General features: G+C 65.8%; 10 protein-coding genes. All 10 read right to left on the reverse strand.

Annotated features, from left to right (window positions below; all coding sequences use genetic code 11):
- Nucleotides 1-66: 66 nt before the first annotated feature.
- The 10 genes from fusA to ACIN94_RS12470 all read right to left on the reverse strand — a co-directional run bounded on the left by fusA (nucleotide 67) and on the right by ACIN94_RS12470 (nucleotide 14801).
- Nucleotides 67-2115, reverse strand: a complete 2049-nt coding sequence (gene fusA, locus ACIN94_RS12425; protein WP_400704083.1) for an elongation factor G — start codon at nucleotides 2113-2115, stop codon at nucleotides 67-69.
- An 87-nt stretch (nucleotides 2116-2202) separates the two neighbouring features.
- Nucleotides 2203-2673, reverse strand: a complete 471-nt coding sequence (gene rpsG, locus ACIN94_RS12430; RefSeq protein WP_326819890.1) for a 30S ribosomal protein S7 — start codon at nucleotides 2671-2673, stop codon at nucleotides 2203-2205.
- A gap of 2 nt (nucleotides 2674-2675) precedes the next feature.
- A complete protein-coding gene (gene rpsL / locus ACIN94_RS12435) occupies nucleotides 2676-3047 on the reverse strand; it encodes a 30S ribosomal protein S12 (RefSeq protein WP_012887826.1) in 372 nt (123 codons plus the stop codon).
- 524 nt (nucleotides 3048-3571) lie between these two features.
- Nucleotides 3572-7459, reverse strand: coding sequence for a DNA-directed RNA polymerase subunit beta' (locus ACIN94_RS12440; protein ID WP_400703737.1), 3888 nt, complete (start codon nucleotides 7457-7459; stop codon nucleotides 3572-3574).
- Nucleotides 7460-7485: 26 nt separating this feature from the next.
- Nucleotides 7486-10953, reverse strand: a complete 3468-nt coding sequence (gene rpoB, locus ACIN94_RS12445) for a DNA-directed RNA polymerase subunit beta (RefSeq protein ID WP_400703740.1) — start codon at nucleotides 10951-10953, stop codon at nucleotides 7486-7488.
- Between the two features lie 443 nt (nucleotides 10954-11396).
- Nucleotides 11397-11909 carry a hypothetical protein gene (locus ACIN94_RS12450; protein ID WP_400703743.1) on the reverse strand — a complete coding sequence of 171 codons (513 nt, stop codon included), beginning with the start codon at nucleotides 11907-11909 and terminating at the stop codon, nucleotides 11397-11399.
- The gene (locus ACIN94_RS12455) at nucleotides 11909-12382 is read right to left on the reverse strand and encodes a hypothetical protein (RefSeq protein WP_400703746.1); all 474 of its coding nucleotides are present in this window, start codon (nucleotides 12380-12382) and stop codon (nucleotides 11909-11911) included. Before ACIN94_RS12455 ends, ACIN94_RS12450 begins: the two co-directional genes overlap by 1 nt.
- A 306-nt stretch (nucleotides 12383-12688) precedes the next feature.
- The gene (gene rplL, locus ACIN94_RS12460; protein ID WP_400703749.1) at nucleotides 12689-13078 is read right to left on the reverse strand and encodes a 50S ribosomal protein L7/L12; all 390 of its coding nucleotides are present in this window, start codon (nucleotides 13076-13078) and stop codon (nucleotides 12689-12691) included.
- 85 nt (nucleotides 13079-13163) lie between these two features.
- Complete coding sequence (rplJ, locus tag ACIN94_RS12465; protein WP_306859651.1) at nucleotides 13164-13688, reverse strand: 50S ribosomal protein L10; 525 nt, start codon at nucleotides 13686-13688, stop codon at nucleotides 13164-13166.
- A gap of 282 nt (nucleotides 13689-13970) precedes the next feature.
- Nucleotides 13971-14801: an LppX_LprAFG lipoprotein gene (locus ACIN94_RS12470; protein ID WP_400703753.1), complete on the reverse strand. Its 831-nt coding sequence runs from the start codon at nucleotides 14799-14801 to the stop codon at nucleotides 13971-13973.
- Nucleotides 14802-14856: the final 55 nt, after the last annotated feature.

The following is a 14856-nucleotide window of genomic DNA, read 5'->3' on the forward strand; positions in this document are numbered from 1 at the left end:
CCCCGCACCCCTCGGCCGGGGAGAGACGATCTTCTCGTCTCTCCCCCAGCCAAAGCGGATGCTGGACTACTCGCCCCGCACCTTCGCGACGATCTCCTTGGCGATGTGCGCAGGCACTTCCGCATAGGAGTCGAACTGCATGCTGTAGCTCGCGCGTCCCTGCGTCTTGCTACGGAGGTCACCCACGTAGCCGAACATCTCAGAGAGAGGCACGAGCGCGCTGACGACGCGGTTGCCACCGCGCTCGTCCATTGCCTGGATCTGCCCGCGGCGACCGTTGAGGTCACCGATGACGTCACCCATGTAGTCCTCGGGCGTGGTGACCTCAACGGCCATCATCGGCTCCAGGATTACGGCGTCCGCCTTGCGCGCGGCCTCCTTGAAGGCCATCGAGCCAGCGATCTTGAAGGCCATTTCGGACGAGTCCACCTCGTGGTAGGCACCGTCCTGCAGGGTGACCTTGACCCCGACCATGGGGTAGCCGGCGAGAACGCCGAACTCGGCGGCCTCCTGGGCGCCCGCGTCGACCGAGGGGATGTACTCCCTCGGGATGCGGCCACCGGAGACCTTGTTGGAGAACTCGTAGCCGTCGTTGCCGTCGCCCAGCGGCTCAAGGTCGATGATGACCTTGGCGAACTGGCCGGAACCACCGGTCTGCTTCTTGTGGACGTAGTCGACCTTCTCCACCTTGCGGCGGATGGTCTCCCGGTACGCCACCTGAGGCCGGCCGATGTTGGCCTCGACCTTGAACTCGCGGCGCATCCGGTCGACGAGGATCTCCAGGTGGAGCTCGCCCATACCCCAGATGACCGTCTGCCCGGTCTCCTCGTCACGCCGGACCTGGAAGGACGGGTCCTCCTCGGCCAGACGCTGGATGGCGGTGCCCAGCTTCTCCTGGTCGCTCTTGGTCTTGGGCTCGATGGCGACGCTGATGACCGGCGCCGGGAAGTTCATCGACTCCAGGACCACGGGGTGCGCCGGGTCGGACAGGGTGTCACCGGTGGTGGTGTCCTTCAGGCCCATGACGGCGACGATCTGACCGGCGACGGCCGACGGGCGCTCTTCGCGCTTGTTGGCGTGCATCTGGTAGATCTTGCCGATCCGCTCCTTGCGGCCCTTCACCGAGTTGGTCACGGCGGTGCCGGTCTCGAGCGTGCCCGAGTAGATGCGGATGTAGGTGAGACGGCCCAGGTGCTGGTCGGCCGCGATCTTGAAGGCGAGTGCGGAGAACGGCTCGGTCACGTCCGCGTGACGCTCGATGACCTCGTCCTCGTTGCCGACCGCGTGGCCCTTGAAAGCCGGGATGTCGGTCGGAGCGGGGAGGTAGGCGACGATCGCGTCGAGCAGGGGCTGGACGCCCTTGTTCCTGAACGCGGTGCCGGTCAGGACCGGGTTGACGGCGCTGGACAGCGTCGCGCGGCGGATGGCCGCGACCAGCTGCTCCTCGGTGGGCTCGACGCCCTCCAGGAAGAGCTCCATCAGCTCGTCGTCGTTCTCGGCGATGGTCTCGACGAGCTTGTCACGCCATTCGCGGGCGGCCTCGGCGTGCTCCGCCGGGATCTCCACGACCTCGTACATCTCGCCCTTGGCCGTCTCGGCGCTCCAGAGCAGGCCCTTCATCTTCACCAGGTCGATGACGCCCTTGAAGTCGGCCTCGACGCCCCAGGGAAGCTGCAGGACCGCGGGGGTCGCGTGCAGGCGGCTGATCATCATGTCGACGCAGCGGTGGAACTCCGCGCCGACCCGGTCCATCTTGTTGACGAAGCAGATGCGGGGCACGTCGTAACGGTCGGCCTGACGCCACACCGTCTCGGACTGGGGCTCGACGCCTGCCACGCCGTCGAACACGGCGACGGCACCGTCGAGGACGCGCAGCGAACGCTCCACCTCGATGGTGAAGTCCACGTGACCCGGTGTGTCGATGATGTTGATCGTGTGACCGAGCCACTCACAGGTGGTAGCAGCAGAGGTGATGGTGATACCACGCTCCTGCTCCTGCTCCATCCAGTCCATCGTGGCAGCGCCCTCGTGAGTCTCACCGATCTTGTAATTGATACCGGTGTAGAACAGGATGCGCTCGGTCGTCGTGGTCTTGCCCGCGTCGATGTGAGCCATGATCCCGATGTTTCGGACCTTGGCCAGTTCCAGAGCGGTCGTGGTGGCCACTTCTCTCGCGTCCTCGTCGTCTCGTCGAACCCGCTGTTACCAGCGGTAGTGGGCGAAGGCCTTGTTGGACTCGGCCATCTTGTGGGTGTCCTCGCGCTTCTTGACACTTGCGCCGAGGCCGTTGCTGGCGTCGAGCAGTTCGTTCATGAGGCGCTCGGTCATGGTCTTCTCGCGGCGGGCGCGGGAGTACTGCACCAGCCAGCGCAGGGCCAGGGTGGTGCTACGCGAGGCGCGCACCTCGACCGGGACCTGGTAGGTCGCGCCACCGACACGGCGGCTGCGGACCTCAAGGGTGGGCTTGACGTTGTCCAGCGCGCGCTTCAAGGTGACGACCGGGTCGTTGCCGGTCTTCTCCTTGGCACCCTCAAGGGCGCCGTAGACGATGGACTGCGCGATGGAGCGCTTGCCGTCCAGGAGAACCTTGTTGATCAGCGCGGTGACCAGCGGCGAGTTGTGGACCGGGTCAGCCATGAGCTGACGACGGCCAGGAGAACCCTTGCGAGGCATTCTTACTTCTCCTTCTTCGCGCCGTAACGGCTACGGGCCTGCTTGCGGTTGCGGACACCCTGGGTGTCCAGCGAGCCGCGGATGATCTTGTAGCGAACACCCGGCAGGTCCTTCACACGACCACCGCGGACGAGCACGATGGAGTGCTCCTGGAGGTTGTGACCGACACCCGGGATGTAGGCCGTGACCTCGATGCCGTTGGTGAGCCGGACACGCGCGACCTTGCGGAGGGCGGAGTTCGGCTTCTTGGGGGTCGTGGTGTAAACGCGCATGCAGGTGCCGCGTCGCTGGGGGCTGGCCTTGAGCGCCGGGGTCTTGGTCTTGGTGACCTTGTCCTGGCGGCCCTTGCGGACCAGCTGCTGAATCGTAGGCACCGCGTCTCCGTTCGTGCTTGCCGGTGATTCGAATGTTGATGCTTTTGCAGGCACTGCCGGTGTCATGACCTGCGGTTTTTCCATCCACTCCGACCCACGCGGTCGGGCGTGTCGCGCAAGTATTGCGCCACATCCTCGGCCAGGCCAGTGGAGGAGACCATGCGGCGCCCCTGCCGACTCCCCTCGGGAAACCCGTCGACGCGCACGCATGAGAACCCATGAAGCCATGGGCACGGAGGGAAAGACTACCTAGTCCAACGCAACACGTCAAAACGGTTGCGCCCTCGGGGCGCCATTATGGGCGCCGCGTCCGTGTCATGACTCCCGCGATCGGTTTCCGGCCGACCGCCGCTGGGTCCGTAACGAGTTTACCCGCCGCAGGGGACTTCTCCAGCCGTTCTCTCCGTTAAGGCGCGACTTTCAGCGCAACATTCCGGTCAAGGAGATCCACTGCGACGCGGAGTCGCCGGACAGACGACGGCGCCCGGCCCCTCTCGGAGGGACCGGGCGCCGTCTGCGATCGCTTAGCGGTTGTACTGACCGAAGTCGTACTCCTCCAGCGGCACGGCCTCACCGGAGCCCGAACCGAAGGTGTAGTCCGCGGCGGAGCCGTCGTAGCCACCGACCGTGTACATCGCGGCCTTGGCCTCCTCGGTGGGCTCGACCCGGATGTTGCGGTACTGCGGCATGCCGGTACCGGCCGGGATGAGCTTTCCGATGATGACGTTCTCCTTGAGACCGAGCAGCGAGTCCGACTTGGCGTGGATCGCCGCGTCGGTGAGCACTCGGGTCGTCTCCTGGAAGGAGGCCGCCGACAGCCAGGACTCGGTGGCGAGCGAGGCCTTGGTGATACCCATCAGCACCGGGCGGCCCGAGGCCGGCGTACCGCCCTCGGCCACGCACTCGCGGTTGATCCGCTCGAAACGCGGCCGCTCGACGAGCTCACCGGGCAGCATGTCGGCATCACCCGACTCAAGCACGTTCACGCGCTTGAGCATCTGCCGGACGATGATCTCGATGTGCTTGTCGTGGATCGACACACCCTGCGAGCGGTAGACCTGCTGAACCTCCGCCACCAGGTGCAGCTGCACGGCCCGCGGGCCGAGGATGCGCAGCACCTCGTTGGGGTTGACGGCACCGGCGACCAGCTGCTGGCCGACCGTGACGCGCTGCCCGTCGGAGATCAGCAGACGCGACCGCATGGACACCGGGTACGCGATCTCCTCCGAACCATCGTCCGGAACGACCACGATCTTGCGGGTCTTGTCGGTCTCGTCGATGCGGACCCGGCCCTCTGCCTCGCTGATCGGGGCGACACCCTTGGGGACGCGCGCCTCGAAGAGCTCCTGAACACGGGGCAGACCGTGGGTGATGTCCGCGCCCGCCACACCACCGGTGTGGAAGGTACGCATCGTCAGCTGGGTGCCGGGCTCACCGATCGACTGGGCGGCGATGATGCCGACCGCCTCGCCGACGTCCACGAGCTTGCCGGTCGCGAGCGAACGGCCGTAGCAGGTGGCGCAGACACCGATCTTGGCCTCGCAGACGAGGGCGCTACGGGTCCGGACGGTCTCCACTCCGGCGTTGACCAGCGCGGTGACGTGGATGTCGCTGATGTCGACACCCGCGGCCGCGATGACCTTGCCGTCCACTTCGACATCCTCGGCCAGGATGCGGCCGTGCACGTTGCTCTCGGCGTTCTCCGCCTTGACCAGGTTGCCCTGGGAGTCACGCTCGCCGACGTGCAGCGGGACGCCGCGGTCGGTGCCGCAGTCGATCTCGCGGACGATGACGTCCTGCGCGACGTCCACCAGACGACGGGTCAGGTAACCCGAGTCGGCGGTCCGCAGCGCGGTGTCCGCCAGACCCTTCCGCTGTCCGTGGGTGGAGATGAAGTACTCCAGCACCGACAGGCCCTCGCGGAACGAGGCCTTGATCGGACGCGGGATCGTCTCTCCCTTGGTGTTGGACACCAGACCGCGGATACCGGAGATCTGCCGGACCTGCATCAGGTTTCCTCGGGCGCCCGACTGGACCATCATCCAGACCGGGTTGGTCTTCGGGAACGCACTCTGCATGTCGTCGGTCACGTCACTGGTCGCGTGCGTCCAGATCTCGATGAGCTCCTGACGGCGCTCCTCGTCCGTGATCAGACCACGCTCGTACTCCCGCTGGACCTTGTCGGCCCTGCGCTCGTACGTCTCCATGATCGCGGCCTTGTTCGGCGGCGCGATGACGTCCTCGATGGAGATCGTCACACCGGCCCGGGTCGCCCAGTAGAAGCCGGCGTCCTTGAGCGCGTCGAGCGCGCCCGCGACCTCCACCTTGGGGTACTTCTCGGCCAGCTCGTTGACGATGGCCGAGAGCTGCTTCTTGCCGACCTGGGAGTTCACGTACGGGTAGTTCGCCGGCAGCGTCTGGTTGAACAGGCAGCGGCCGAGCGTGGTCTCCAGGCGGTAGCTGTCGCCCGGCTCCCAGCCCTCGGGAGCCGTCCAGCCGCGAGGCGGCGGGACGTCACCCTTCAACCGGATCTGGATCTTGGCCTGGATGTCCAGCTCGCGCCGGTCATAGGCCATGAGCGCCTCGGACACCGAGCCGAACACCCGGCCGTGGCCGGGGGCGTCCTGGTCGTCGTCCTTGAGCGTGGTCAGCGAGTACAGACCGATGATCATGTCCTGGGTGGGCATGGTCACCGGCTTGCCGTCGGCCGGCTTCAGGATGTTGTTGGTGGACAGCATCAGGATGCGGGCCTCGGCCTGCGCCTCAGCCGACAGCGGCAGGTGCACGGCCATCTGGTCACCGTCGAAGTCCGCGTTGAACGCGGTGCAGACGAGCGGGTGGATCTGGATGGCCTTGCCCTCGACCAGCTGCGGCTCGAAGGCCTGAATGCCCAGGCGGTGCAGCGTGGGCGCACGGTTGAGCAGCACGGGGTGCTCGGTGATGACCTCTTCGAGGACATCCCACACGACCGGGCGGGCACGCTCGACCATCCGCTTGGCCGACTTGATGTTCTGCGCGTGGTTCAGGTCGACCAGGCGCTTCATCACGAACGGCTTGAACAGCTCCAGCGCCATCTGCTTGGGCAGGCCACACTGGTGCAGCTTCAGCTGCGGGCCGACGACGATGACCGAACGGCCGGAGTAGTCGACTCGCTTGCCCAGCAGGTTCTGGCGGAACCGGCCCTGCTTGCCCTTCAGCATGTCGCTGAGGGACTTCAGGGGACGGTTGCCGGGACCAGTGACCGGACGGCCGCGGCGGCCGTTGTCGAACAGCGCGTCGACGGCCTCCTGGAGCATCCGCTTCTCGTTGTTCACGATGATCTCGGGTGCGCCGAGATCAAGGAGACGCTTGAGACGGTTGTTCCGGTTGATCACGCGACGGTACAGGTCGTTCAGGTCCGAGGTCGCGAACCGGCCACCGTCGAGCTGCACCATCGGGCGCAGGTCCGGCGGAATGACCGGGATGCAGTCCAGAACCATGCCGTTGGGCGAGTTACGCGTGTTCAGGAACGCGGACACGACCTTGAGACGCTTGAGCGCGCGGGCCTTCTTCTGGCCCTTGCCGCTGCGGATCGTCTCACGCAGGTTCTCGGCCTCAAGATCGAGGTCGAAGTTGGTCAGACGCTCCTGGATGGCCTGGGCACCCATGCCGCCCCGGAAGTAACGACCGAAGCGGTCGCGCATCTCGCGGTAGAGCAGCTCGTCGCCCTCAAGGTCCTGGACCTTGAGGTTCTTGAAGCGGCTCCAGACCTCGTCCAGACGGTCCAGCTCACGCTGGGCCCGGTCGCGGAGCTGGCGCATCTCGCGCTCGGCTCCCTCGCGGACCTTGCGGCGCTGGTCGCCCTTGGCGCCGGCGGCCTCCAGCTCGGTCAGGTCGTTCTCGAGCTTCTTCTGCCGGGCCTCGATGTCGGCGTCACGGCGCTGCTCGATGTGCTGCCGCTCGACGGAGATCTTCGCCTCAAGCGAGGGCAGGTCACGCTCACGCATTTCCTTGTCGACATGCGTGATCATGTAGGCCGCGAAGTAGATGACCTTCTCAAGGTCCTTCGGAGCCAGGTCGAGCAGGTATCCCAGGCGGGACGGGACGCCCTTGAAGTACCAGATGTGCGTGACGGGCGCGGCCAGCTCGATGTGGCCCATCCGCTCACGACGCACCTTGGCACGGGTCACCTCGACGCCACAGCGCTCACAGATGATGCCCTTGAAGCGGACGCGCTTGTACTTACCGCAGTAGCACTCCCAGTCCCGGGTCGGACCGAAGATCTTCTCGCAGAAGAGTCCGTCCTTCTCGGGCTTGAGGGTCCGGTAGTTGATGGTCTCGGGCTTCTTGACCTCGCCGTGCGACCACTGGCGGATATCGTCAGCCGTCGCGAGGCCGATCCGAAGCTCGTCGAAGAAGTTGACGTCCAGCACTTGTATTCCCCTCCTCAGCTTCTCGATCAGACCTCTTCGACACTGCTCGGCTCACGCCGAGACAGGTCGATGCCGAGCTCTTCCGCGGCGCGGAAGACGTCCTCGTCGGTGTCACGCATCTCGATGGACATGCCGTCGCTGGAGAGCACCTCGACGTTCAGGCACAGCGACTGCATTTCCTTGATGAGGACCTTGAACGACTCCGGAATACCCGGCTCGGGAATGTTCTCGCCCTTGACGATGGCCTCGTAGACCTTCACCCGGCCGAGAACGTCGTCGGACTTGATGGTCAGCAGCTCCTGCAGGGCGTAGGCGGCGCCGTACGCCTCCAGTGCCCACACCTCCATCTCACCGAAGCGCTGTCCACCGAACTGAGCCTTACCACCGAGCGGCTGCTGGGTGATCATGGAGTACGGACCGGTCGAACGCGCGTGGATCTTGTCGTCGACCAGGTGGAGCAGCTTCAGGATGTAGATGTAGCCGACCGAGATCTCGTGCGGGAACGGCTCGCCGGAGCGGCCGTCGAAGAGCTGGGCCTTCCCGTTCCCACCGACCATGCGCCCGCCGTCCCTGTTGACCAGGGTGCTGTCGAGCAGGCCGACGATCTCTTCCTCGTTGGCACCGTCGAACACCGGGGTGGCCATGTTGGTGCGCGGCTCGACCTCGGCGAAACCCTTGTCGCGCAGCCGCTCGGCCCACGCCTCCTGGACGCCCGAGATGTCCCATCCTCTGGCGGCGATCCATCCGAGGTGGGTCTCCAGGACCTGGCCGACGTTCATACGGCCGGGCACGCCCAGCGGGTTGAGGATGATGTCGACCGGCGTGCCGTCCTCAAGGAACGGCATGTCCTCGACCGGAAGGATCTTGGAGATGACGCCCTTGTTGCCGTGACGTCCGGCCAGCTTGTCCCCGTCGGTGATCTTACGCTTCTGGGCCACGTAGACGCGGACCAGCTCGTTGACACCCGGAGGAAGCTCGTCGCCCTCCTCACGGCTGAACACGCGGACGCCGATGACCTTGCCCTGCTCGCCGTGCGGCACCTTCAGGGAGGTGTCACGGACCTCGCGGGCCTTCTCGCCGAAGATCGCGCGGAGCAGGCGCTCCTCGGGGGTCAGCTCGGTCTCACCCTTGGGCGTGACCTTGCCGACGAGGATGTCACCGGGGACGACCTCGGCGCCGATGCGGATGATGCCGCGCTCGTCGAGGTCGGCCAGGACCTCCTCGGAGACGTTCGGGATGTCCCGGGTGATCTCCTCGGGGCCCAGCTTGGTGTCACGGGCGTCGACCTCGTGCTCCTCGATGTGGATCGAGGACAGGACGTCGTCCTGGACCAGACGCTGGGAGAGGATGATCGCGTCTTCGTAGTTGTGACCCTCCCATGGCATGAACGCCACGAGCAGGTTCTTGCCGAGCGCCATCTCGCCGGTGTCGGTGCAGGGACCGTCGGCGACGACCTGGTTCACCTCGATCCGGTCGCCTTCGGCGACGATCGGCTTCTGGTTGAAGCAGGTGCCCTGGTTGGAGCGCTTGAACTTGGCGACCCGGTAGGTCGTGCGCGTGCCGTCGTCGTTCATCACGGTGACGTAGTCGGCGGAGACCTCCTCGACCACGCCCGCCTTGTCGGCGGTGATGACGTCGCCGGCGTCGGTCGCGGCACGGTACTCCATGCCGGTGCCGACCAGCGGCGCCTCGCTCTTGAGCAGCGGCACCGACTGACGCTGCATGTTGGAGCCCATGAGCGCGCGGTTGGCGTCGTCGTGCTCGAGGAACGGGATCATCGCGGTCGCGACGGACACCATCTGGCGCGCCGACACGTCCATGTAGTCGACCTCGTTGGCCCGCAGGGACTCGAACTCGCCGCCCTTACGGCGGACGAGCACGCGGTCCTCGAGGAACGTGCCATCGTTGCCGATCGGCGTGTTCGCCTGGGCGATGACGTAACGGTCCTCCTCGTCCGCGGTGAGGTATTCGACCTGGTCGGTGACCCGGCCATCGGCGACCTTGCGGTACGGCGTCTCGACGAAGCCGAAGGAGTTGACCCGGCCGAAGGAGGCCAGCGAGCCGATCAGACCGATGTTCGGTCCTTCCGGCGTCTCGATCGGGCACATGCGGCCGTAGTGCGAGGGGTGGACGTCACGGACCTCGAAGCCGGCCCGCTCACGGGACAGACCACCGGGGCCCAGCGCGGACAGACGCCGCTTGTGCGTCAGGCCGGCCAGCGGGTTGGTCTGGTCCATGAACTGCGAGAGCTGGGAGGTTCCGAAGAACTCCTTGATCGACGCGACGACCGGACGGATGTTGATCAGGGTCTGCGGCGTGATCGCCTCGACGTCCTGGGTGGTCATCCGCTCGCGGACGACGCGCTCCATCCGGGCCAGGCCCAGGCGGACCTGGTTCTGGATGAGCTCGCCGACCGTGCGCAGGCGGCGGTTGCCGAAGTGGTCGATGTCGTCGGTCTCGACGACGGTCTCACCGTTCGCACCCGCCATCGAGGTCTCGCCGGCGTGCAGCTTGACGATGTACTCGATCGTGGCGACGATGTCCTCTTCGGTCAACGTCCCCTGCGTGATGTCGCTGTCGACACCGAGCTTCTTGTTAATCTTGTAGCGGCCGACCTTGGCGAGGTCGTAACGCTTGTGGTTGAAGTACAGGTTCTCCAGAAGCGTCTGCGCCGACTCCTTGGTCGGCGGCTCACCGGGACGCAGCTTGCGGTAGATGTCCAGCAGGGCGTCATCCTGGCCGGCCGTGTGATCCTTCTCCAGGGTGGCGCGCATGGACTCGTACTGTCCGAAACGCTCAAGGATCTGGTCGTTGGTCCACCCGAGCGCCTTCAGCAGGACCGTGACGGCCTGCTTGCGCTTGCGGTCGATACGGACGCCGACGCTGTCACGCTTGTCGATCTCAAACTCGAGCCAGGCACCCCGGGAGGGGATCACCTTGCAGCCGTAGAGGTCCTTGTCGGAGGTCTTGTCGACGCTGCGGTCGAAGTAGACACCCGGAGACCGGACCAGCTGGGAGACCACGACACGTTCGGTGCCGTTGATGATGAAAGTGCCCTTGCCGGTCATGAGCGGGAAGTCGCCCATGAAGACGGTCTGGCTCTTGATCTCACCAGTGGTGTTATTGATGAACTCCGCCGTGACGAACATCGGGGCGGAGTAGGTCATGTCCTTGTCTTTGCACTCATCGACTGAGTACTTGGGCGGCTCGAACCGGTGATCGCGGAACGACAGGGACATGGTCCCGGAGAAGTCCTCGATGGGACTGATCTCTTCGAAGATCTCTTCGAGACCCGACTGGGCCGGAACGTCCTTGCGCCCGGCCTGACGAGCCGCCTCGACCCGCCCCTTCCACTTCTCGTTGCCGAGCAACCAGTCGAAGGACTCGGTCTGGAGAGCGAGAAGATCAGGAACTTCGAGCGGCTCCTGAATCCGTGCGAAAGACACACGACGGGGACCAGCGGGTACGGTGGAGGCGTTGCGCGAGGCTGCCAACAGATGTCCTTCCGAGGGCTCGCGGCGGACTGACTACACGCACGCCAGACGACCATGCATCAGAGCACCAAAAGAAGCGGGTCGTCAAAGGGCAGCGCAAAGGGGCAGTGTAGCCGAACGGCACACGCCTGTCCACTTCAGTCTCGCTGCATGCTCCACGTTGGTCGCAGCATCTTCCTTCAGCGCCGAAACGTCAAGCCCGTGACTCGATATTTCGGCCGAGAAACGGCCGTGACACTGGGAGTTTTCCCACCGGGTGACCTGCGACACCATCAGCCCCAAGACGATACCCGCGCCCTGGTGTGGCTAACGCTCAGTCACATGGCAGATCGAACGCTAGCCGAGATCCGGCCGACGATCGACGCTGCCATGGCGGATATACCCAGGGGCACGCCAACCCCAAACGCGTTCTTTGCCAATAATTGGGTAAACCGCCACGCCGACTAGGCCGGCGGAGGGTCTCCGAGCAGAGTGGAGAGCTCCGCCACGAGCCAGCGCGTGTCCTTTTTGACCATGAGCATACGGGCCCGGTTCTGGCTGATCTGGCGCCGGGGCTCCTCCCCCGCGAGAGCCTTCACGGTGTCCGTGTTCATGAACAGCAGCACCTCGATCCGGCCGGACTCCGCCGACTCCACAGCCGCCCCGGCCACCGTCACCTGCCGCACCATGCGCTGCTCCTTGGCCCGCGGCCCCAGGGCCGTGACAAGCTGCCGGTAATGCTCGGTGAGGTCGCCGGTGGTGTATCCCCCGGCCCGTGCGAAATCTTGTTCGATCGTACGGTAGTCGTACGACAGCATGGCGGGGGCGACCAGTCGCGCCGCCGTCAACGCCTCCTGCATGGCGTGCTCGTCTCCACGCAGCCGGTTCAGGTCCGCGAGCATGACCCAGAGGGCGGCCGCGAGCGCGAACGTCACGGCGGTCAGCACCCCGGTCACCAGCAGGGAGACGCGCGTCACTAGACCAACTCCGCCTTCGAGACGAGCCAGACTCCTCCGGCTTTGGTCACTTCCATATTCCATTGGGAGAACTGCTCCCGTGGAGCCTTCTTGCTCCCGTCCTGACGTATCACCGCATCACCCACCACCATCACCCGGGCCGTGTTCCCCACCAGGGAGACAAGCCCGGCGGCACGGAGCGCGCCAGTCTGGAGGATCTTTTCCTTGATCGCGGTCTCTCTGAGCGTCCCGAGGTCGCCGGCGTACTTCGCTCGGGCCGCCCCCGTGGATGTGTCCAGAATGCGCTTGAGGTCCGCATCGACGCTCCAGTGGCTGACCGAGAGCAGAGCCACCGCGTGCGCCCCAGCCGCCCGGACAGCCGCCTCGCGGTCGTCGGCCGCGGCCTGGGCGTCACGCAGATCCCTGCCCACCCAGAAGGCGGCGGCCAGCAGCACCGCGATCAGCACGCCCAGCACCGGTCCTGCGATCCTCATCGGGCGAGGGTGCCGAGCAGCGTTCACCGCCATGCGTTTTCTCCCGTCGCACGGTCCCCGGCACGCCGGCCGGTGACCGCGTGGCGCCGACCGTTCGGGCCCATATGCCCCCGGTCGCCGGATCATAACCCGCCCCGCGGATCACCACAGGAGGCTTTCCGGAACCGTCTGCTCCTCGGTTTCCGGCACGGAGACCTCCGGGAGGCGCCCCCGGTGGGGGCGGGACGCGGATCTGCGGAAAGGCCGGACATGCAGAAAGAGCGGGCCACCGGCACCTGGTGGACCCGCTCTTCCTGGTGAAACGGATTACTTGACGGTGACCGTCGCGCCGGCGGCCTCGAGGGCGGCCTTGGCCTTCTCCGCCTGCTCCTTGTTGACCTTGCCGTCGAAGACGGGCTTCGGAGCGCCGTCCACGAGGTCCTTGGCCTCCTTGAGGCCCAGGCTCGTCAGGGCCCGGATCTCCTTGATGACCTGGATCTTCTTGTCGCCGGCGGCCTCGAGGATGACGTCGAACTCGTCCTGCTCCTCGACCTCTTCGGCGGCAGCGCCACCGGCGGCCGGGGCCGCGGCGACGGCGACCGGCGCGGCGGCCTTGACGTCGAAGGTCTCCTCGAAGAGCTTCACGAAGTCGGACAGCTCAAGGAGGGTCATCTCCTTGAAAGCGTCGAGCAGCTCGTCGGTGCTGAGCTTCGCCATGGTGGTTCCTCCGTATGGATCTAACGAACTAAGAATTGGGACCGCGGTATGTATGCGCTAATCCCCTACGACCGCTTGCGCGGACCTACTCGCCGGCCTCTTCGCGCTTGGCGCGCAGAGCCTCGGCCAGCTGAGCCATGTTGGTGGGCAGCGCGTTGAAGACGGCGGCCGCGTGGCCCTGCTTCGCCTTCAGAGCGCCGGCCAGCTTCGCGAGGAGAACCTCACGCGACTCAAGGTCGGCAAGCTTGCTGATCTCGGCCGGGGTCATCGACTTGCCGTCGACGACGCCACCCTTGATGACCAGGAGGGGATTGGCCTTGGCAAAGTCACGCAGACTCTTGGCAGCCTCGACCACGTCGCCGTTGACGAACGCGATCGCCGACGGACCCGCGAGCAGGTCGTCAAGCTGGTTGATCCCGGCCTCGTTGGCCGCGATCTTGGTCAGCGTGTTCTTCACCACGGCGAACTTCGCATTCTCACCGAGAGAAACGCGCAGCTGCTTGAGCTGAGCGACGGTGAGACCGCGGTACTCGGTCAGAACGGCAGCGCTAGAGCCTTCGAAGCTGCTCTTGAGCTCGGCTACAGCCGTTGCCTTTTCTGCCTTCGCCATGGGCCTCCTTCCAGATGTGCCGCCGGCAAAGGCCCATAAACGCGGACAAGCCCCGGCGCAGGCGCACGGGGCTTACATAGGGCTTAATCCCAATGAAAACTCACATCACACCTACGCGGGCCGTCCACTTATGTGGATCCTTGGGTCACCAAGCCATGAGGCCTGACGACGACCGGCGGTCTTCGGCGTTGACAGCATACGCCCTATCGGGCCGCATGCCAAATCGAGCAGAACGGCCCGTGCCCCCGGCCGGATGGCCGGGGGCACGGGCCGTGGCGGAGGTCAGTTTCCGCCGGCGCCCTTCGGCAGCTCGCCCACCTGCTCAGCGGGCGGAGCGGCGATCTGCACGGGCTCGTTGAAGCCCTTGAAGAACGCCGCCAGGTTGAACGTGGAACCATGCTCGGAGCCGCTCAGCGTCACCTTGCGGGGCAGACTCCCGGCGTCGGACCACAGGTCGAACTTCACATCCTTGACCCGGGAGAGCTGTTTCTGGAGCTGCTCGCGCTTGGCCGGGTCCATCGCCTGCGCGGCCTCGGCCACCGGGAAGGTGCCGCTGTAGTGGGTCGTCTCCACTCCGTCGACCGTCTCGGTGCCGACCGCCTGAACGTCCTTCGACGCCGTCAGCATCTTGACGGTTCCCGCGAGGTCGAACTGCTGGACCTGAGCCATGAAGTCCTTGACCTTGGCCTGCTCACCGGCACCGAGCTCGCTGAGCGACACCCTGGCCCAGGGCTTGGTCACACCCGCGAACGTGTTGAGCATCTCGGACTTCACGTAGACGGTGTCGTCGACCAGGATGGCCCGCGCTCCACCGGGCACGTTCTGCCCACCGAGGGTGATCGTGTCCAGCGTGATGTCGATCGCCAGCTGAGGCTTGCTCTGGTAGAGCATGCTGCCCTGGACCTTGCTCGCGCCCCTCTCCCCGCCGGTGGCGTCGATCATCAGGTCCGCCGAATAGGAGGTGACCTCCCCGGCCCGTTGCGCGCTCTGCTGCACCGCCTCGGCGGCGGCGAGCTTGATGTTTCCGAGGGAACCGGTGCTCTGCGCACCGCATCCCGTGACCGCGAGCAGAGCGGCCGCTCCTAGCGTCAGCGCGGGAGCCAATCGGCGCATCCGTCTCACCCCTTCCTCGTTATCCCCTGATGAACCTGAATGTCCCCCGATGAAT

It is taken from the genome of Streptosporangium sp. NPDC087985, assembly GCF_044741965.1.
Taxonomy (GTDB): domain Bacteria; phylum Actinomycetota; class Actinomycetes; order Streptosporangiales; family Streptosporangiaceae; genus Streptosporangium.